This window comes from Streptomyces sp. NPDC001868 (assembly GCF_040297125.1).
GTDB lineage: Bacteria > Actinomycetota > Actinomycetes > Streptomycetales > Streptomycetaceae > Streptomyces.
This window is the reverse complement of the sequence record NZ_JBEOYO010000001.1, coordinates 17,280-36,044: the sequence shown is the minus strand read 5'-3', so window position 1 is coordinate 36,044 and position 18,765 is coordinate 17,280. Positions and strand designations below refer to the sequence as shown.

The 18,765-nt window shown below is 69.3% G+C and carries 17 protein-coding genes and 5 pseudogenes; 10 read left to right on the top strand and 12 right to left on the bottom strand.

The annotated features are described in order from the left end of the window. The first annotated feature begins 19 nt into the window (after positions 1–19). The 3 genes and pseudogenes from ABT147_RS00190 to ABT147_RS47240 all read left to right on the top strand — a co-directional run. Positions 20–3,454, top strand: coding sequence for an NACHT domain-containing protein (locus tag ABT147_RS00190; RefSeq protein WP_351401034.1), 3,435 nt, complete (start codon positions 20–22; stop codon positions 3,452–3,454). A 541-nt stretch (positions 3,455–3,995) separates the two neighbouring features. Continuing rightward, complete coding sequence (locus ABT147_RS00185; RefSeq protein WP_351401032.1) at positions 3,996–4,442, top strand: hypothetical protein; 447 nt, start codon at positions 3,996–3,998, stop codon at positions 4,440–4,442. Positions 4,443–4,451: 9 nt separating this feature from the next. Next, a pseudogene (locus ABT147_RS47240) lies at positions 4,452–4,615 on the top strand (IS701 family transposase); the annotation flags it as partial. 145 nt (positions 4,616–4,760) lie between these two features. Here ABT147_RS47240 and ABT147_RS00180 read toward each other — a convergent pair. Next, a complete protein-coding gene (locus ABT147_RS00180; protein WP_351401029.1) occupies positions 4,761–5,411 on the bottom strand; it encodes a response regulator in 651 nt (216 codons plus the stop codon). After that, a complete protein-coding gene (locus ABT147_RS00175; RefSeq protein WP_502983016.1) occupies positions 5,408–6,580 on the bottom strand; it encodes a sensor histidine kinase in 1,173 nt (390 codons plus the stop codon). Before ABT147_RS00175 ends, ABT147_RS00180 begins: the two co-directional genes overlap by 4 nt. Positions 6,581–6,703: 123 nt before the next feature. Between ABT147_RS00175 and ABT147_RS00170 the strand changes: the two genes are divergently transcribed. Next, a complete protein-coding gene (locus ABT147_RS00170) occupies positions 6,704–7,447 on the top strand; it encodes a class I SAM-dependent methyltransferase (protein ID WP_351401025.1) in 744 nt (247 codons plus the stop codon). Next, positions 7,444–8,097, top strand: a complete 654-nt coding sequence (locus ABT147_RS00165; RefSeq protein ID WP_351401022.1) for a DedA family protein — start codon at positions 7,444–7,446, stop codon at positions 8,095–8,097. The genes ABT147_RS00170 and ABT147_RS00165 overlap by 4 nt, the downstream gene beginning before the upstream one ends. Here the strand turns inward: ABT147_RS00165 and ABT147_RS00160 are convergent. Next, positions 8,094–8,627, bottom strand: a complete 534-nt coding sequence (locus ABT147_RS00160) for an HAD hydrolase-like protein (protein WP_351401020.1) — start codon at positions 8,625–8,627, stop codon at positions 8,094–8,096. The genes ABT147_RS00165 and ABT147_RS00160 overlap by 4 nt on opposite strands. 48 nt (positions 8,628–8,675) lie before the next feature. Here ABT147_RS00160 and ABT147_RS00155 point away from each other — a divergent pair, with 48 nt between their 5' ends. Further along, on the top strand, positions 8,676–8,798 hold the full coding sequence (locus ABT147_RS00155; RefSeq protein WP_351401018.1) for a hypothetical protein: 123 nt from the start codon (positions 8,676–8,678) through the stop codon (positions 8,796–8,798). Positions 8,799–8,919: 121 nt separating this feature from the next. On the opposite strand, the pseudogene ABT147_RS00150 reads toward ABT147_RS00155, so the two are convergent. The 4 genes and pseudogenes from ABT147_RS00150 to ABT147_RS00135 all read right to left on the bottom strand — a co-directional run. Beyond that, positions 8,920–9,069 (bottom strand): annotated as a pseudogene (locus ABT147_RS00150) (HAD family hydrolase); the annotation flags it as partial. Between the two features lie 228 nt (positions 9,070–9,297). Continuing rightward, entirely contained in the window at positions 9,298–9,579 is a 282-nt protein-coding gene (locus ABT147_RS00145) for a hypothetical protein (RefSeq protein WP_351401016.1), read from the bottom strand. A 32-nt stretch (positions 9,580–9,611) separates the two neighbouring features. Further along, a pseudogene (locus ABT147_RS00140) lies at positions 9,612–10,031 on the bottom strand (acetyl-CoA carboxylase biotin carboxylase subunit); the annotation flags it as partial. A gap of 206 nt (positions 10,032–10,237) precedes the next feature. Then, entirely contained in the window at positions 10,238–10,750 is a 513-nt protein-coding gene (locus tag ABT147_RS00135) for a hypothetical protein (RefSeq protein WP_351401014.1), read from the bottom strand. 201 nt (positions 10,751–10,951) lie between these two features. Here ABT147_RS00135 and ABT147_RS00130 point away from each other — a divergent pair, with 201 nt between their 5' ends. Then, positions 10,952–11,548 carry an HD domain-containing protein gene (locus ABT147_RS00130; protein WP_351401013.1) on the top strand — a complete coding sequence of 199 codons (597 nt, stop codon included), beginning with the start codon at positions 10,952–10,954 and terminating at the stop codon, positions 11,546–11,548. 375 nt (positions 11,549–11,923) lie between these two features. Then, entirely contained in the window at positions 11,924–13,837 is a 1,914-nt protein-coding gene (locus ABT147_RS00125; RefSeq protein WP_351401011.1) for a S41 family peptidase, read from the top strand. Positions 13,838–13,920: 83 nt separating this feature from the next. Here ABT147_RS00125 and ABT147_RS00120 read toward each other — a convergent pair. Beyond that, positions 13,921–14,320, bottom strand: a pseudogene (locus ABT147_RS00120) (transposase); the annotation flags it as partial. Between the two features lie 202 nt (positions 14,321–14,522). On the opposite strand from ABT147_RS00120, the gene ABT147_RS00115 reads away from it, so the two are divergent. Then, entirely contained in the window at positions 14,523–15,167 is a 645-nt protein-coding gene (locus ABT147_RS00115; RefSeq protein WP_351401009.1) for a dihydrofolate reductase family protein, read from the top strand. 168 nt (positions 15,168–15,335) lie between these two features. On the opposite strand, the pseudogene ABT147_RS00110 reads toward ABT147_RS00115, so the two are convergent. Beyond that, a pseudogene (locus ABT147_RS00110) lies at positions 15,336–15,449 on the bottom strand (IS630 family transposase); the annotation flags it as partial. 539 nt (positions 15,450–15,988) lie between these two features. Continuing rightward, entirely contained in the window at positions 15,989–16,831 is an 843-nt protein-coding gene (locus ABT147_RS00105; RefSeq protein WP_351401007.1) for an alpha/beta fold hydrolase, read from the bottom strand. A 127-nt stretch (positions 16,832–16,958) separates the two neighbouring features. Here ABT147_RS00105 and ABT147_RS00100 point away from each other — a divergent pair, with 127 nt between their 5' ends. After that, the gene (locus ABT147_RS00100) at positions 16,959–17,291 is read left to right on the top strand and encodes an MmyB family transcriptional regulator (protein WP_351401916.1); all 333 of its coding nucleotides are present in this window, start codon (positions 16,959–16,961) and stop codon (positions 17,289–17,291) included. Positions 17,292–17,298: 7 nt separating this feature from the next. Here the strand turns inward: ABT147_RS00100 and ABT147_RS00095 are convergent, their stop codons facing one another. Both ABT147_RS00095 and ABT147_RS00090 read right to left on the bottom strand, forming a co-directional pair. Further along, complete coding sequence (locus ABT147_RS00095) at positions 17,299–17,454, bottom strand: hypothetical protein (protein WP_351401005.1); 156 nt, start codon at positions 17,452–17,454, stop codon at positions 17,299–17,301. Between the two features lie 204 nt (positions 17,455–17,658). Continuing rightward, positions 17,659–18,570: an NAD-dependent protein deacetylase gene (locus tag ABT147_RS00090; protein WP_351401003.1), complete on the bottom strand. Its 912-nt coding sequence runs from the start codon at positions 18,568–18,570 to the stop codon at positions 17,659–17,661. Positions 18,571–18,765 lie beyond the last annotated feature (195 nt).

Sequence of the window (18,765 nt, the reverse complement as noted above, 5' to 3'; positions counted from 1 at the left end):
GCCAGCTTCGATTGGGTGAATGCCGGCGCGCGAGGTGTCGAAGACGCGGCGCGACGGCTACATTCCGCGGCCGGCGTGGAATCACTCTCGGGTGAACCTCGACAGGGCTTTCTCACAACGGCTGATGGAACGGGGCTACGACCGCGCCCGCACGTGGCGAGGGCGCAGAGGCCGCTGGTACTTCCCCCTCCTCGCCCTGACGTTGCTGGGCGCGCTCGCCCTGCTGTGCCTGGTGGTCACGGCCATCGTGACGCTGAGTGTCGCGGACCGGTCCTGGTCGCCCGTCCAGTGGGCCGGGCAGCGGTGCAACGACAGCCAGTTGTCCTGCAGCATCCTGCAAAGCGTCTTCATGCCGTTCCTCACGCTGGCGCTGGCCACGATCACCTACCTCGTCTTCCGATTCACGCTGGTGAGCAGGGCCTACCTCAGGAAGGCCGTGGAGGCTCCCCAGGACCTGGTCGAAACGGCAGGCGGCATCTTCGGCCGGGTGGTCGGCCGCGACCAGCTGTGCGAGGTTCTCATGGAGGACTTGCGGGACAGCCGCTTCCGCCGCACCCACGTTGTCATCGGCGGGATCGGCACCGGCAAGACCGCGCTGATGGTCCTGCTGACGGAGCAACTGGCGAGACGGGGCGCCGTGCCGGTCCCGTTGCAGCTGCGCGGCACGACGAGTGACCTGGATTTTCGACAGTTGGCGTTCGATCGTTTCTGCCGCGAGGTGCAGGGACACATTCGCTCCAGCGGCGAGGCCGAGAAAGTGTGGCGACGGCTGTGCCAGCAGGGACGCATCGTCGTCCTGGCAGACGGCCTCGAGGACGCCCTGGCGGGGGAGGAGCTGGCCCAGCAGCGCGACACCGTCATCAGACTGGCGATCCGTCGCGCCAACGACGAGCGGCTGCCGTTGATCATCACCTCACGTCCGCACGACTCGCTGCGCGGGCTCGATGCCTCGCTGACCGCTCTTGAGCCGCTGAGTGAGGAGGCGGCCCTCACCTATATCTCTTCAGGCAATACGACGGAGGACCGCCAGCGGCTCGACTGGATCGTTGAGAAAGCCGGCATCGCCGAAGCCCCGACCTATCTGCAGGTCGCCCACGACCTCCACGAGCATGGTCTGCTCGAGCGTGCCCTCACCGGCCACTTCGGCGAAGAGGGCGTGGAAACCCGCGGGGCCGATCGGGCGGGGCTCCGCTTCCATCTGCTCGACACCTGGCTCCGCGCCCTTGTCGCCGGACGTCTGCTGCCTGACATCACGCTCGACCCGGACGAGCGTCAAGCCACACTCGACTATCTTTCCGCGCTCGCCTGCGTGGGTTTGGCCGACGATTCCTCCGAGGCCCGCTTCGCCGACGTCGTTCATGAGCAGGACCCGACTCAGTCCCGCTTCCCGGAGATCGTCGCAGAACTGGCACGGCGCGTTCAGGGCAGCCGGCTCGATGTCCGCCTCGCCGCTCACTGGGCCATGCGCATGGATTTGGTAGAACTCGTCAACGGAAACCAGGCCCGCTTCCAGCACAGCGTGATCCAGGCCCACCTCGGTGCCCGGTTCATGAACGCGGTGATCCATCCGGACGTACCCGAAGAGTCGACGCCAGGCTCGTACTTCCCGGCAGCGCTGGAGAACCCGGGACGGGAGCTATTGATCGCCCTGGTGCTCTATTCCCGCACACTGGACGGGTCCTGCCCGCATGGAGAGGCCCACGCGGACGGCGACGCCTGGTGCCCGGTGTCTGCCGCGCGCGATCTCCTCCTGCGCTCGGCCGGTCGGGCGCAGGCCCACCGGGGCGGCAGGCCGGACGCCTTGCCCCGCGACCCGGCTGATCCGCAATACGTCTTCGGGCGCACCCTGCACACCAAGGCGATTCAGATGTACGCCGCGGCGCTCGAAATCGACAGCGTCGACGCCGAACCTCAGCAGCACCGTATCGCCATGCAGCTGACCACGTCCTGGTCGGACCTGCGCGCCCACGACCCGGACACGCTCGTGGCGGCAAAGACACTCCTCGTCTCCCGCTTCGGCGAGGCCATGCGTACCGTGGCCGGCCGAAAGACCATGCAACCCGCTTACCCGGAACTCTTCGAGATCGCACGCCTCGAACGGTCGTACCGTGTCCGCCTGGCCATCGCACAGGAGATTGGGTCAGGAGGTGACAACGCCTTCGAGATTCTCGAGCCCCGCCTGCGCGGACCTGAACTCGTCCAGGAACCGCCGATGGAACGCGAACCGGAGTGGATGGTCGCCCTGTGGGAAAGCCAGCAGCCTGAGGCCGTCCTCGAGCAGGAGAGCAGAGAGCACCGCAGGAGCGAAGGCACCATCGCACGCACCCGACGGGAAACACGAGAACGACAGGCACAACGGCGCGACGCACTCAGGCGCGAAGAGGAGGAACGCGAGGAGGAGGAACGGAAATGGAGGGACAACACTCTGTGTGCGTGGCTGGTCCCCCTGCTCGTAGGTTCCGTCACCACCCGCCGCCACAACAACACCCCCTACGACATCCTCGAGAGCTGGGTGCGACGGGTGGGCGCCCCCGATACGAACGGCGCGTCTGCCCTCGATCTACCGCTGGAAATCGCCCTCGCCCAAGGTTTCAAATACGCGGCCAACCGCCGTCACCGGCACCCGCACGCCCACCCACAAGCACGTGAATACCTCAGCGAGCAGGCATGGGACATGCTCAAACGCGCCCGGTTCTGGTTCACCCGCATCACACTGTTGCACGCGCTCACGCTGTGGGACCTCCCCGACCACGCCACGACAAGCCCCGTCCCCGGAGAGCACGGCTCCGACCCCACGCAACAGGTCCGCCAGTGGCTCGTCCTACCGGACGCAACACCGCAGCACCCCTTCGTCGAGGCAGCTGCCGAGCTCTGCGTCTGGGCCCTGAAAACCCGTCGGCCAGACAAATTCCTGTGGATCGACGAATCCGGCGTGGCCGCCGTCGTCGGTTCGCAGACAGCCGCAGGCGGAGAAGTACGCAAGCATCAACTGTGGATCCCGCCCTCCACCGGATGGAGCACCCTGCATCCACGTGCCCAGCAGCTTCTCGCCGACGCCATGCTGCTGCTCAACCTTGCGGAACGAGGGGACTGGCCCCAGGACCGAGCCCGACGACTGCGCCACACCGCCAGGCCAGACCTGCCGCCCTGCCTGACCCGGGACCGCCGCCCGCTCGACCCGAGCCGTTCCGCCGTGGGCACCGCCGCATCCCAAGCCGGGTCCAACTGCCGTGACGACTGCGCATTCGAGTTGTGCCCCTACCCGCCGAAAGGGCTGGACAGCCAGCGCGTAGAACTGAGCGAAGCCTTCTGCCGGGCGCAGCTCACCCTGCTGTCCCGGTCCTGGTCCCTCCTCCGGCCCGAAGCCCCATGGCAGCGGCACACGGATCTGGCCGGCCTGCGACGGTTCTGGGAGCGGATGGGGCAGCGCGCCCAGAACGGCCCGCGCAGCTGATGACACCACAAGGCGTCCCAGAAAGGCTCCGAGATCGCCACCAAGTACTCGAAGGCGGTTCGTGACATGCCAGTGAGGGCCGGATCGGTAGGTAGCGAGGGACGCCCGCCGCAGACCGTCCGGCCACTGCGGTTCACCGACGAGGCCAGTCCGCGGGACATCCTCGCCGACCCGGGTGCGAGTCGGCCGGGTACAACCTGGCGGTGGCGATCCACGACCTTCCCCCTCGGCTGACGCGGCGGCTGACGCGACGGCGGGCCCGGCCCAAGGTCGGCCCGCATACCAGCGCCGTCCCAGAGACCGGAGAAACGTCCAGGTCACAGTGGGTCGTTCATCCCAGCGTCCCAGGCGACGCCGGTGCGCTTGCCATCCTTCGGCGAGGAACCCGATGCTGACCCGCGCAGGAGCAGTCGGGGAGCGGCGCGGTGCCGCTCCTGCTCCCTGCCGACGGTCACGCCGGGCGCGGGCCGAGTCGGCACGTACACAGGAATGGAACCGCATTCGCATGATGATGTCCCGAACGAACCGAACTGCCTTGGCCATGGGCACCGCTGTCCTCATGGCGTCCGGAATGGTCGTCGCGGGGGCTACGACCGCCTCCGCCGATGACTGCGGAGGTCCCCGCAAGTACCTCTGCGGCGCGGTGAAGAACAGGACCGGCAAGCCGATGCACTACACGATGAAGCTGAACAGCGGCCCGCACCTGTGCGACGTGTGGAACATCGACGGTGGCACCAAGAGCAAGTGGGACCAGACCGCATGTGACCAGCAGTCGTTCAACAGGGGGACGATAGGCGGCAACGGCACCGGCCAGGACGTCGACGCCTTCACCTTCGCCTCCCACGGCTACCACGAGCGGTTCACCCGCGTCGGCACGTGGAACTGGCGGAAGAAGGGTGTCTGGACGAAGATCCGGAGCGGGGAGATCGCCGACTGCGGCATCGGCGACAACAACGAGGTCTGGTGCACCGTGCTCGTCCAGGTCTGAACCGTCCCAGTGTGGCTTCGTGTCGCGGGCAGGTTCGGGCAGGTTGAGCCCCGGCCCGCAGCCCGCGCGTACCTGCTCGGGCTGTTGTCGAGCGTCGAGCGGAAGAACTGCCGGCAGATGGCCGAACAGGCGGGCCTGCGCGGCCCGGGCCGATGCAGCGCCTGCTGCGCTACGTGAGTGCGTCGTCGAGCTCGTGCTCAGTCATGGTGGTGACGAGGAAGCGTTTGGCGGATCGGGACGATCGTTCAACGGCAGGTCGGCTGACGGCCGGTGTCCAGTTCCTCTTCGGGCGGCGGGCGGCGGGCGGACGCTCGCTCGTCAGGTGGTGAGTCCCGCGTCGCGGGCCACGAGGGCGGCCTGGACGCGGTTGGTGACTTCCAGTGCTGTCAGGACACGGCTGACGTGGGCCTTGACGGTGCTCTCGCGCATGGCGAGTCGGGTGGCGATATCGGCGTTGGTGTCGCCGTGGGCGAGGAGGGTGAGTACGTCGCGTTCGCGGGGGGTGAGCCGGTCGAGCCGGGCCTTGGCGGCGGTTGCCTGGGGCTGGTTGGCCGCGTGGTAGCGGTCGATGAGACGGCGGGCCGCGGTGGGGTGCAGCATGGCCGAGCCGGCGGCCACCAGGTGGACGGCGCGCAGTATTTCGGCGGGGTCGGTGTCCTTGAGCAGGAAGCCGTCGGCTCCGGCGGCGAGGGCGTTGTAGACGTACTCGTCGAGGTCGAAGGTGGTCAGGATGATCACCTTCGGCGGGTGGGGAAGGGCTCTCAGACGGGCGGTGGCGGTGATGCCGTCCATGCGGGGCATGCGTACGTCGACGAGGGCGACGTCGATGTGGTGGGCGGTGGCCTGTTCGATGGCCTTCAGGCCGTCGGGGGCCTGGGCGACGACCTCGATGCCGGGGTCGCCGTCCAGGAGGTCGGCCAGGCCGAGGCGGACCAGGGCGTCGTCGTCGACGATCATGGTGCGGATCATGTGCGGGTGCCGTTCTGTTCGGTGCCGTTCTGTTCGGTGCCGGCGGGGTGGGGGATGCGTGCCGCCAGCCGCCAGGCACCCCCGCCGGCCGGTCCGGAGCTCAGGTGTCCGCCGAGGGCGGTGACGCGTTCACGCAGGCCGATGAGTCCGTACCCGCTGCCGACGGTGTCCGTGCGGGGAGTGCCCGGGGGGTTGGTGACCTCGACGAGGGTGGCGGGCGGCCCGTAGTCGACGCGCACGGTCACCGGAGCGCCGTCGGCGTGCTTGCGGGCATTGGTCAGTGCTTCCTGGACGATGCGGTACACGGCCAGACGATGTGTGGTGGGAGCCTGCTCGGGAAGGCCGTCGGTGGTCAGCTCGATGTGCTGGCCGGCGGCGCGGGCCTCGTCGGCCAGTTCTCCTACTTCCCTCATCACCGGCGTGAGGGCGGCGCCGGTCGGCGTGGCGTCGGGGTCGCGCAGCACACCGAGAACGTCGCGCAGATCGGTGAGGGCTTCCACGGACGTCGTACGCAGCAGTCCGAGGCGTTCGGCGACCGGTGCGGGCAGTGTGTCGCTCCTGGTGGCCAGGACACCGGTGTGCAGGGCGATCAGGCTCAGGCGATGGGCCAGGACGTCGTGCATCTCGGCGGCGATACGGGACCGTTCCGCGATGCGGGCCGCCTCCTCGCGCAGCCGCGCCTCGACGCTCAGGTGCTCGACGTCGGCTGCCAGCGCCAGGAGCAGACGGCGCCGACTGCCCAGCCACAGTCCGACGAGCACGGCCAGGACCGGCAGGAGCACTGTGGACGCGTAGGACTGGTCCGTCCACAGGGAGGTGGCCCGGTAGCCGAGAAGCAGGTTGGCGCCCAGCGCGGCGACACCACAGCCCACCGCCGTCCGCGCCCGGCGGTCCACGGCCAGGTCGTACAGGACGACCGCCAGCATGGGCAGTAGCAACGCTCCCCACCATGCCGTGGCCACGGTGACCAACAACGGCGCGACGGGCCATCGCAGCCGGGGCACGAGCAGGGCCACTCCGCACACCAGCGCCGTGGCTGTGACGAGAGCCAGGTAGCCCCCTTGGACCGCCAAGTCGTTGAGCACGGCAGCCAGCACGCACAGGGCCACGAGAGCCCCACGCCCGTAGGCCGCCCATGTGCGGCTTTCTCTGCTGCTCACCTGCGCCATCCTAGGCAGACCGGTGCGCTGTTCCGCCCGACCATCGATGATGCCCACCCCCTACTTTCGTAGGGGGAAGCCGTCGCAGAACGGCGGATCCCATGCCGGGCGGGGCTTTCTAGCGTCGATTCCATGAACGACCGGACCAGTTCCCACGACCGTGTCCTTACGCAGCGCAACGCCGAAACGCAGCGCAACGCCGAAGGCTGGATGTTCCTGATCGAAGCGGCCCGTGATCTGCGCACCACGGGTGCCATAGCCCCCAGCGGCAGGGCCCTGGCCCGTGTGCTCACCGACCCCGTACGGGCTCGGGCGCCCCACCCGCTGGCAGTCCTGGAAGCCGGCGCGGGCACCGGTCCGATCACCCGGGCCCTGATACCGCAGCTGTCCCGGGGCAGCCGCCTGGACATCGTCGAGGCCAACCCGCGGTTCGCCGCGCGACTGCGCGGTCTCGTCACCACACACCCGCACCTGACAGCCACGTCCGCGCAGGTGCGGGTGCATCAGGCCTACGTCGAGCAGCTCGACACCGACCAGCGGTACGACGTCATCGTCTCCGGGCTGCCCCTCACCAACTTCACGCCCACGCAGGTCGAGCGCATCATGGCCCGCTACCTGGAACTCCTCCACCCCGGCGGCACGCTGACCTACTTCGCCTACCTCGGCACCCGCAAGGCCCGCGCCCTGACGGCATCGCGAGCCGAAGCCCGCCGCCACGCCGCCGTGGACGAGATCATGGCCACCTACCAGCGCACCTACGCCACGGGCCGCTGGACGGTGTGGGGCAACCTTCCCCCCGCCTACGTCTGGCATCTGCAACGCCCCCTCGTCTCCGCGGACCAGCGCGCGCCGCGGTTGGACAGGGTGAGTCGGTGAACGCGCTCTCCGACATCCTCGGCCACCTCTCGCCGGCCGCGGCGTACACGGTGGTGGCCGCCGCGGTCCTGGCCGAGTCGGTCCTCCTCATCGGCGCTTTCGTCCCGACGCTGACCCTGCTCCTGACCGCCGGCGCGCTGGCCCGGACCGGCCAGGTCAACCTTCTCCTCGTCATCGCAGCCGCATCCGCTGCCGTGGTGGCGGGTGACTTCCTCGCCCACCGCACCGGCAGGTACCTCGGTGACCGGCTGCGCGGCGGCGTCCTCGGCCGTCGCGTTCCGGACGCCGCCTGGGGTCGGGCCGAGACACTGATGGCACGCCACGGCGGCCGGGCGGTCTTCGTGGCCCGCTTCCTGCCGGTGGTGCGTACCCTCGCCCCGCACTCCGCGGGCGCCACCCGGCTGCCCTACAGGCGCATCGCTCCGTACAGCGTCGTCGCCGCCTGTGCGTGGGCCGCGGCGGAAGCGGGTGTCGGATACGCCGCCGCGACCTCTCTCCAGCGCGTCCTCACACTGGGCGGCCCTGCCCTCGCCCTGATCGCTCTGACGGCGATCGCGGGCTCGCTGCTGTGGCGGCTTAGGCGCCGGCATGTTCCTGACCTCCCGGGACCGGCGCCCGAGCCCGTTGCGGAGTCGTCCGGTCTTGGTTAGGCGGGTCTGAGAGCGGTATGAGGAGTTCCGGGCGCGCGGCGTACTGCGGCTGACCGTCGCCCCACAGCCCGGCGGTCCAGGCGACCAGCTGTGTCAGGGAGACGGCCAGGGCGATGAGCAACTGGCCGGGGGTGCCGAAGCGGCCCATGTTGAACAGGGCTATGAGGCGTGCGACGCGCGAACTGCGTGTACGGAACGGGCCGAGCGCCTCTGTCGACGGGAAGAGGCGCTCTGTGCACGGCGGCTGGTGAGGGACGAGAGACGGGCGGTCCGGTCAGACTGTCGCGGGCAGGAGTGCGAGGAGTTGGCCGAGACCGTCGAGGGTGAGGTGCGGGCTGTGCTCCGGGGGGCAGGTCGGTGTGACGGTCCGTCGGATGGATGCCGGTGCCCACCGCGATGGCGAGGGCGCCGACGGCGTGGGCCATCGCCATCTCCAGTTCCGGGTCGTCTCCGACGACGGCGAGTTCCTGCGGGGCGACATCCAGCCGCTGTGCGGCGCATCGCAGGCCGATCAGTGAGGGTTTGCCCACGATCTGCTCGGTGACCCCCGTGACACTGCTGGGCTGATCATGGCGCAGATGACCCGGGACGTGGCCAGGGCCCTGCCCTCGGCCGTGGCGAAGAATGCCGACGGCGAGCAGCTGTACAGGGCGGCGCCGCCGAGGACGGCATGGCAGGCCGCCTCCAGGTCGTCCATGTGAACTCGCGGTACCAGCCGGCCAGCACGGCGTCTGCCTCGGGCTTTTCCTTGGGCTCGATGACCTCGATGCCGACCCGGCGCAGCGGTTCCTTCACCCCCTCGCCGCCGAGCACCAGCACGCTGCGATGCCCCATGGCCAGAAAGTGGTCGACGGCGCTGGTGGCGGGGGTGAGCACGGCCTCGTCGGGCAGGTCGAAGCAGATCCGGCGCAGGGTCCGCGCGTACTCCTCGGGCGTACGGGTGGCGCCGTTGGTGAAGATGAGCCAAGGCAGGCAGCGGGTGGTGAGCGCGGCGGTGAGTTCCAGGGCTCCGGGGAGAGGGGTGAGCCCGTGGTTGCGTCGGTCGCCCAGGCAGTCCGCCGGGGTCCTTGATGTAGACGCGGTCGATGTCCGGGCAGGCCGCCATCTGGGCGGCGAGGGAGCCGTAGTGGGCGTCGTCGTGCACGTCGCTGACGGTGTAGGCGAGCGCTCCGACGATCTCCGTGGCGCCGGCCGCGCGGATCACCGCGCGGACTCGCGTACGGCGTCCATGTCGTGCATGGGGTCGAGCACGACGTACCGGGTGACGCCGTTGGCCACCAGCCGGTCGTGGACGAGCTGCATGAACTCCGGGTGGGCGACCTCCCAGGAGATGAAGCGCAGGCCGGTGCCGATGAACTGCAACGGGGTGTTGGGCATGGCCCGGTGGGTGAGCCGGATGCGTTCCCAGGGATCCTCGCGGTGGGTCCGTACCGCCATGCCCATGTGGGTGCTGGAGGTGTAGTCGAGGGCCCGGAAGCCCACGCGGTCCAGGACCGGGGCCCGCCCTCCGCGAAGTCGGTTTCCGCCAGCACCGCTTGATGCAAGGCGGTGTTGGTGCTGACCCCGTCGATCGCGCACCGCGCGAGGGCGCCACGCAGCCGGGCCACCGCCTCGTCACGGTCCCGGCCGTGGACGATCAGCTTCGCCAGCAGGGAGTCGTATTACGGCGGCACGGTCGCGCCCGCCTGGAGATGGGTGTCGATCCGGATGCCGTCACCGAGGGGCCAGACCGCCTCGGTCACCGTCCCCGGGCTCGGCCGGAAGTCTCGGGCCCAGACCTCGGCGTTGATGCGGCACTCGATGGAGTGCCCGGAGAAGGGGACGTCCGCCTGCCCGAAGGAGAGGGATCGCCCCTCGGCGACGGCGAGTTGCTCGGCGACGAGATCCAGGCCGGTGATGGCCTCGGCGCCTGAGCGCCGACGCGTCCGGGCCACCCGTGTCGGGTCAGTCGGGCGCCGTAGTCCGCAGGGCCTCGTGATGTGCCTGTGCCGAGGCCATCGCCGCGTCCAGTGCGTCCCGCGTACGCACGAGGTCGTCCAGGTGGCGGCTCAGCCGCTCGTTTTCCTCTTCCAGCCGCTCCAGTGCGGCGTCGGGGTTCCTCTCGCTGGGCGCCTCAGCTCGTCGAAGGCGGCGGGGGTGCTCATCGGCACGTCTCCTCGTCGGCCGTCGGTTCGCCGGTGCTCCGCACCGAGTCGGCCGCCCAGCGGTTGGCGGGGCCGAGGGAGAGCAGGTACACGGCCACCGCGGCCGTGGCCTGGACGGGGCCGGCGTAGATCGGCTCCAGTGACTCGGTCAGGTGGTCCGCCAGTACGATCGTCCCGCCGACCAGCACCGCCGCCGCACCGAACGCGGCCCACATGCGCCCGGGGCAGCGGGTGTGGTGCAGTCGCATCCGGCCCCTGCGGCTGCTCATCACGACCAGCACGCTCAACACCCCGGCGTAGGCGGCCACGAACAGTCCGACGCCCCACTGGGGCAGGTCCATGCCCACGCCGGCAAGGAACACCCACATGAGCGCGGCCGTGCCGTAGGTCATGCCGCGCCCGCCGGACACGGAGTGCTCGAACTCGTCGTACACCCGCTCCTGCGGCACTCGGATGCGCTGGAGATCCTTCCACGCCTGTTCGGCATCCACCGGCCTGCTCACGGCCATCGCCCTCCCGCCCCGATTACTTTCCTGTTGGGAAAGTTACTCTTGGCTTTCCTGATAGGCAAGTCGGAGGTTCGCCGGTACTGGTGCCGCATCAGGCAAGGTTCGCCCTGCTACGGTCACCGCCGGGGGTACGCCCTGCGTGGCGCCCGGCTGGCTGTGCGGGCGGCAGATCGCCTGTGGGTGGGCAGGTACGCTGCCGAAGTGATCCTTCCGACGGTCGATGAGGTACGCGCGCTGCACGAGCGGTACGCGCCGTCGCGGGAGGCGCTGGATCTCGTCTTCACCCACTGCGAAATCGTCTGCGGCATCGCCGAACAGCTTGTGGCACGGACAGACCTCCCCCTCGACGCCGACCTCGTCCGTGTGGGCGCCCTGCTCCACGACATCGGCGTCTACCGGCTGTACGACCAGGCCGGTCGGCTCGATCACCGCAACTACATCCGCCACGGCGTCCTCGGCCACGAGATCCTCCAAGAGGAGGGCTTCCCGGAGCGCCTGTGCCGTTTCTGCTCCTGCCACACGGGAGTTGGTCTCACCCGGCACGACGTCCGCGAACAGAAGCTCGCCATACCCGAGGCCGACTATCTGGCCGAGACCATCGAAGAGCAACTGGTCATGTACGCGGACAAGTTCCACAGCAAGACGACACCCCCGACGTTCCTCACCGCCGGCTCCTATGCCGCGCACGTGGAGAAGTTCGGCGTGGACAAGGTCCACGCATTCGACCGTCTGCGTGCCCGGTTCGGCGAACCCGACCTGACCTCAGCCAGGGCGCGATACGGCCACGCGCAGGCTTGAGGTCGGCAGCGCCGTGTCAGATGGGTCCGTGCCAAGGCCACGGTCACCTGGCAGCGGGCGTGGCCGACTTGGTGGCGGTCGGCGCCGGTTCTCGTCAGGTGAGGAGGTGCGCAGCAGGCGCCGCCCGGCTTTCCATTCCGGGTCACTGGCGCATCCGCCTCGGCCGCGCATCTCGGCGGTGATACGGCGCCGGACCGTCGCATCACAATGACGCGGTCGTAGATGTCGGCGACGACAGCACCGGTCACACCAGCCCTTTGACCTGTGTTTTCAAGGTGGCGGAGGCTGGACGGGTGAAGTGATTCGTGGGCTCTATCGATCGGGGCGCAGCCGGCCGATGACAGGGAACAGTTCACACCGATCAACGGAGGCATCATGGGCCGAGTCACCACCGACGCCACTGCCGAGTACCTCACGCGAACAGCCCCATCGGTCCGTGAGCATCTGGCGGCCGCCACGCAACTCGAAACCTTCCTGGCGGGCGCCGGAGCGCTCACGCTGGAGCAGAGGATGCTCCTCGTCGATCAGGCCCTGGTGCTGATGGAGCAGAACTACGTACACCTGCCCCTGAAGATCGCGATGCACGCGGTCAACCCCGTACAACGGCTCCGCCTCATCCGCCGACAGCTGGAGCAGCAGACGGACGACACCATGCCGCCCGAGTGGCTCTTCCACTCGGAGATGTCCAAGGTGTTCCACTCGGTCCGGGACCTGCACACCAACTACCAGCTGCCCGCGCCATTCGCCAAGAAGATCGCCTTCCTCCCCTTCCGGGTCGAAGAGTGCGCCGATGGACCGAAGCCCCGTTTCCTGGTCACGCGCATTACCCAGGGTTTCTCCGCACCGGGCTTCGCACCGGGCGTCGAGATCACCCACTGGAGTGGCATTCCCATCGAGCAGGCCGTCGAGCTCAACGCCGCCCGGTTCGCCGGAAGCAACACGGCTGCGCGCCGCAGCCGAGGCATCCAGTCACTGACGGTGCGCTCCCTCTCGGCCCATCTGCCCCCGTTCGAGGAGTGGGTGACCGTCAGCTACACAGGCACAGACGGCGCCGCGCACGAGCTGCGTGAGAACTGGCAGATCGTGGAGAACCTCCCACGGATGACCGGCCCGCTCGGTGAGGCCGCGCTTTTCTTGGGCATGGACTACGAGGGCGACGAGATCTCCCGGGCCAACGTCATGCTCTTCGCGCCGCGCGTCGTCGCGCAGCAGCGGGCCGTGGAGGCGGGTGAATCCCCTGATTCCGCGGCGGGCGAGATCGTCAGCATGATGCCGGATGTCTTCACCGCCCGCACCGTCCAGACCCCCTCGGGCACCTTCGGTCATATCCGTATCCACACCTTCTTCGTCCCGGACGCCGGCCCCTTCGTCGAGGAGTTCGTCCGGCTCATCGGGCTACTGCCCCAGAACGGTCTGATCGTCGACGTGCGTGACAACGGCGGCGGTTTGGTCTGGGCATCGGAGCTCACCCTCCAGACCCTGACACCACGTCGGATCACGCCGGAACCGTTCCAGTTCATCAACACCCCCCTCAATCTGCGGATCTGTCGCAACAGCCCCCGCCTCCGCCCCTGGGTGAAATCCATGGAGCAGGCCATCGAGATCGGGGCCGCCTTCTCCGACGGCCTGCCCCTCACTCCGGAGGACGCCGCCAACGCCATCGGACAGCAGTACTTCGGCCCGGTCGTCCTCATCACCAACGCCCGCTGCTACTCCGCCACCGACATGTTCGCCGCCGGATTCCAGGACCACAAGATCGGCACCGTGCTCGGCACCGACGACAACACGGGAGCCGGCGGCGCCAATGTCTGGGCGCAGGGCGACATCATCACCTTCTTCCCGGTCACCCCCTCGCCGTACCGTCCCCTGCCGAACGAAGCGGGCATGCGTGTGGCGATCCGCCGGTCTCTGCGGGTCGGTGACCGGGCCGGTACGCCCCTGGAGGACCTCGGCGTCGTACCGGACGAACGTCACCGCATGACTCGCCGGGACCTCCTGGAGGGCAACGTCGACCTCATGGCACGTGCCGGTGAACTCCTCAAGGCGCAGCCGGTACGGGAGTTGACCATCACGGACGCCACACAGGCCGACGGCTCGCTCCGTCTCAAGCTCAAGACGGCCAACGTCGATCGCGTGGATGTGTACCTCGATCAGCGGCCCCGCACATCCGTGGACATCCCCGACGGCCAGGCCGAAGTCGTGGTTCCGGGGGCCACGGCCGCCGAGTCGGTGCGCGTGGACGGATTCGCCGGGGGCAAGCTCGTCGCCGCCCGCAGCCGGCGCCTGTAGACGGGGTGTCGAACCGGGCGGGGAGCGGCAGGAGGAGGTGACGCTGTGCCACCTGCGCCCATCTCCTCCAGGACGAGCCGGCCCGGGGTGAAGTGCAGCCTGAAACGGGGGTGTTGGCAGCCGGGCTTTGATCGCAGGGGCTTTGTGGATGCCGTAGTTGTCGACGATCGGGCGATCAGGTGGACCTGCAGGCGTGCGGGCACCTCCTTGTCGATACGGATCAGGAACTTCTTGAACTTCGCGGCCCGGTGTCGGCGGTGCAGGGCGGTGAGGACCTCACCGGTGGCGACGTCGAAGGAGGCGAACAAGGTGGTCGAACCTTGCGGACGTAGTCCTGGGTGCGCCGCTCGGGCATGCCCGGCATTATCGGCAGCACGGGCTGGGGCCGGTCCAGGGCCTGATCTGCGACTTCTCGTCCACCGAGAGCACCACCGCACCCTCGGTCGGGTCGAAGTACAAGCCCACGACGTCGTAGACCTTCTCCGGCCCCCGTTCCGCGACGCGCGGGTGGGGGCCTCGGCCTCTCGCTAGCGCGCAGGGACCGTGTGCCTGGGTCACGCCAGGAGGCGGTCCGGCGTGTCTCTTCGCGAGCGGTGACGATGGCGGGCCCCCGCGCGGCGATGAGTCCGCCGGTTCCTGCGGGTCTACCTTTTGACCGGGACGACCATCTCATCGGGAGAGAATCATGGGCCTCATCCACATCGAACTGTTCGCGACGCTCGACCTTGTCGGGCAGGCGCCCGGCGGCCCCGACGAGGACCCGGCCGGATTCCCGTTCGGCGGCTGGCAGGCACCCCTGTTGGACGAGGTCGCCGGGGCACAGGTCGGTGCCGCGTACGAGGGCACGGACGCCCTCCTGCTCGGTCGGCGGACGTATGACATCTTCGCTGCCTACTGGCCCCACCAGAAGGGCGGCGAGGACGGCGAGATCGCCGCGCTCTTCAACCGTGTCCCGAAGTACGTGGCATCCCGCGGCAGGCCCGACCTGTCGTGGGCCGGGTCCACGCAGCTCGGCCCGGATCTTGCCGCGGCGGTGCGCGAGATCCGCGACCGGCACGAGCACGTGAAGGTGGTCGGGAGCCTGGACCTGGTGCAGAGCCTCCTGCGTGAGAAACTCTTCGACCGTCTCGACCTCTGGGTGCACCCGATCCTGCTCGGAGTGGGGAAGAAGGTGTTCGACGGCGGCGAAGTACCCACGAACCTCACGCTTCTCGAACCACCGGCAGCCGGTCCCAAGGGCACCGTGTATCTGCGCTACGGACTCGCCGACGGCACGCCCGGCACAGGAGACATGAGCGCCCCCGATCGCGGCGTCGGACACGCCGACTGAGGCCGGGCTCCTGACCTGCGGACCGCTCCGGACCCAAGCACTGGGAACACGGCCGCGAACCGGGACTTTCCCGGACGCGTACTCGCTCGGGCACCGGCACAGCTTCTCGGACCGTGCTCGGCTGACCTGGACTTGACGATCTTCTCGACCTCGTGGTGTCCGCACCGCGAACGGCAATTCGGCGATCTTCGCCACGGACATGCCCTGCCCGTGCAGCAGCACCATCTGCGTCCGCCGCCAGGAAACCACCGACCCGCTACCCGGGCAGATGACCGTCAGCAGGCGCTGCCCCTCGCGGCCGCCGCGAGGTCATGAAGCGCTCGTCACGGACGGCCGGTGGAAGCCGGGAGATCCGGACGCCCTGGCGGTGCTGGACGTGACGCACTCGTATTACTCCCTCGCTGAGTGGCTACCCGGTCCGGATCGAGCCCGACGAGTACCGGGGAGTCGCGGGCCGAGCTCAGGAAGAAGGAGGACTCGGACTGACGCCTGCCCGAATGGACACTCACACGGCGTGACGGACGAGCGGTGCCATCGCTCCACCGGCCGGTACAGCGGCCCGGGGGACCCCGGTCCGCTCGCCAGACGAGATGCTCATCCGGACCGCCGCTCGGTGACATCGGGTCGCGGCCATGACTACTTGAGTACTGCTTACCGGGCGGTCTTCGCGGGCTCCGGCGGCTTGGCCGACGGGTTTGTCGGGACGGTGCCGGTCTGTCGACGGGGCAGAAAGGTGGCGAGCGCACAACGCAGCGCGGCGGCGCCGGTGCCGTCTCATGTCGCGGGTGCGACAGATGGGGCGCCCTCGCCGAATCCTGGTGTCAGCCCAGCTTCGTGACGATGTCCGCGACCTGGCCCGGCACCGACAGGAACGGTGAGTGGGAGGCGTCCAGTGCCACCACGGATGTCGAGTTGTCCGGGAAAGCGTCGTCGGCCTCCGTGATGAACCTGCGCTGCACCGCCGGGTGTAGCGCCATGTCCTGTGCGCAGGTGACGTAGGTGCGCGGAATCGATCCCCAGCCGTCTCGGGTCAGGGTGGTCGCACCCAGCGCGATACCGGCCGGGGCGTCGGGGGACAGCAGGCCGAGGGCGGCGTCGGCGACGTCCGGATCCACGTCGCCGAAGAACGCCTGGCGCAACTGCTGCCGGTAGGCGGCGTCCTGCGACGCGAGGTCGAAGCGCAGAGCGCCGATCACGGCGGGGTCGGCGCGCAGCGACGGCCCCACGAGCTCGCCCTCGTTGTCCGCCGACTGGATGTACGCGAGAGCCGGGACGTCCGAGGCCGGCATGAACGCCGTCAGGTACACCATGTGTTCGATCAGCTCCGGCACGTGCTGAGCCGCCCGTGTCAGCACTGTGCCGCCCATGCTGTGGGCCACCACGGTGACCGGACCGCCACGGCCGACCTCTCTGATCTGTGAGACGAGAAGCGCGGCAGCGTCGTCCAGGCCGACATGTGCCACCGGAGAGGTCTCTGTCGCGACCGCGTCAGGATCGAAAGGGCGTCGGGAGAGACACTCGGGCCGGCGGGCGTACAGCCCGTGCCCCGCCATGTCCACAGCGGCTGCTTGCCGACCGGCCGCAGTCACCTTGGCAATGACCTCGCTCCAGCACCAGGAGCCGTGCCAGTAACCGTGCAGGAAGAGGAGGGGTGTGGAGGCCATGGCCACTCCTATGTTTCGGCCGACGCTGGGCCGGAGGCAGGAGGGTGTACTCCGGGCGAGACCGGCGCCATTGGTGAAGGAATATTCACTTTATGAACGACGACATTCAATGTGATCCGCATCACTCATTCGTCATCCTCCTCTTCTCCCTCAGCCGCGGCGACCACCCGGGAATGGGACCTCGCCGCCGCGCGGGGTCATGGCCCCCGCCCGGCGGCGACGCTGCGCGGCTACGGCATCCACTCTCCAGAAGACCTCCCACCGCCCCGAGGTCGGCGTCCTCACCCTCAGCGGCCAGAGCATGCACCTCGAAGGCACCCCCGGCCAACGCCTGGGCGTCTACACCGTCGAACCCGGAAGCCCCGACCGCGACGCCATGCTTCTGCTCGCCATGACCACACCGCAGCCCGCCGGACATCCCGACACGAACGCGGAGCAGCAGCGCCGCACACAGTCCTGACGAAGGATCAGATCGACGGCGAGGTGGTTTCGTCCGGGGACGAGGCCGGTTCGCGCGGCGTCGGCCGCGAACCGAGCATGTCGAGGAGTACGACGCCGTCGTGGTCGGGGGTGCCCGGCTCGGCGTAGTACGTGAGGAGCCGGTGTCCCTGTGTGCCCTCCAATGAGCCGACGGGCGCGCAGGAAGCTGCCCAGCTCGGTGGCCCCGCCGGCGGACTGCTCACGTGTCATGCCTTCGAGTGTGCCGACGCAGGTGACCCGCCGGTAGGTGTGTGTGGGGGGCGTGTCATGCCCCTGAACACGGTTGCCTGGCCACGGCGCGAGGAGAACAGGACCTCGAAGGTCGCTTCACTGACGCCCAGCGACCGTCACTCGTCTGCCCGAGCCGTCACCTCACCGTCGACGGGGATACCCAGTCGGCCGGCCACGGTGGTGAGGGCGGCTCCCAGCGGGAGTGCGACCCGCGTGAGAGCGTGCCGGTCGCCGCGGGTCTGGTCCCGATTGACGATCAGCACCGGCTTCCCGGCCTGGGCTGCCTGGCGGACGAACCGGAGCCCGGACATCACCGTCAGCGAGGAACCCAGGACCAGCAGCGAGGCGGCCTCGTGGACCAGTTCGCGACAGTGTTCGACCCGCGGTGGCGGGACGGTTTCACCGAAGAACACCACGTCCGGTTTGAGGATGCCGCCGCAGACCGTGCAGGGCAGCACGCGGAAGTCCCCGACCTGTTCGTCGGTGAGGTCGGCGTCGCCGTCCGGATTGATTCCGGCGGCCACCGGCTCGAAGCCCGCATTGGCCTCCTCCAGCCGCCGGGCGAGCTCGCGGCGCGGGCTGAAGGCACCGCAGGAAAGACAGACGACCCGAGCCAGACTGCCGTGGAGTTCCACGACGCCCTCGGTGCCGGCGGCCTGGTGCAGGCCGTCGACGTTCTGGGTGATCACGCCCGAGAGCAGGCCGTGCCGCGCGAACGCGGCCACGGCCCGGTGTCCGGCGTTGGGGCGGGCGCGGCCGAAGGTGCGCCAGCCGAGGTGGCTGCGCGCCCAGTACCGGCGCCGGGCCTGATTGTTGGCGGTGAAGTCCTGGTAGGTCATCGGAGTGTGCCGGCTCAGGCTCCCGCCCTCGCCGCGGTAGTCGGGGATGCCCGACTCCGTGGAGATGCCCGCCCCGCTGAGAACCAGCACACCGCCAGTGCTCAGCACACCGGTGACCGGCTCCAGATCCGTGGTGCCCGGCGGCAGGTCCGCGGCCGGGGTCCAGCTCACAGTGGGGCGCATGCGCATGCCGCCAGGGTACGGAACAGACTGCCCGCCCCCGTTTCCGCTGTCGACGGCGCCGGTGGTCTCGGAAGCTGCCGTGCACCATCCACGTTCGGGGAAGCGGTGTTCTGCGGACCGGGCTGCGGTGCTTCCTGTGGTGTGCCGGCCGTGCATCGGGAGGATGCGGCCGGCCCGTGGGCGGCGCAGAACTTGCTCGCG

Coding starts and splice junctions, on each gene's coding strand:
- ABT147_RS00190 (WP_351401034.1), top strand. CDS start 20: ATGCCGGCGCGCGAGGTGTCGAAGACGCGGCGCGACGGCTACATTCCG.
- ABT147_RS00155 (WP_351401018.1), top strand. CDS start 8,676: ATGACCCGGGACGTGGCCAGGGCCCTGCCCTCGGCCGTGGCGAAGAAT.
- ABT147_RS00175 (WP_502983016.1), bottom strand. CDS start 6,580: ATGGCGCAGGTGAGCAGCAGAGAAAGCCGCACATGGGCGGCCTACGGG.
- ABT147_RS00170 (WP_351401025.1), top strand. CDS start 6,704: ATGAACGACCGGACCAGTTCCCACGACCGTGTCCTTACGCAGCGCAAC.
- ABT147_RS00185 (WP_351401032.1), top strand. CDS start 3,996: ATGGGCACCGCTGTCCTCATGGCGTCCGGAATGGTCGTCGCGGGGGCT.
- ABT147_RS00105 (WP_351401007.1), bottom strand. CDS start 16,831: ATGGCCTCCACACCCCTCCTCTTCCTGCACGGTTACTGGCACGGCTCC.
- ABT147_RS00180 (WP_351401029.1), bottom strand. CDS start 5,411: ATGATCCGCACCATGATCGTCGACGACGACGCCCTGGTCCGCCTCGGC.
- ABT147_RS00090 (WP_351401003.1), bottom strand. CDS start 18,570: ATGCGCATGCGCCCCACTGTGAGCTGGACCCCGGCCGCGGACCTGCCG.
- ABT147_RS00115 (WP_351401009.1), top strand. CDS start 14,523: ATGGGCCTCATCCACATCGAACTGTTCGCGACGCTCGACCTTGTCGGG.
- ABT147_RS00135 (WP_351401014.1), bottom strand. CDS start 10,750: ATGGCCGTGAGCAGGCCGGTGGATGCCGAACAGGCGTGGAAGGATCTC.
- ABT147_RS00125 (WP_351401011.1), top strand. CDS start 11,924: ATGGGCCGAGTCACCACCGACGCCACTGCCGAGTACCTCACGCGAACA.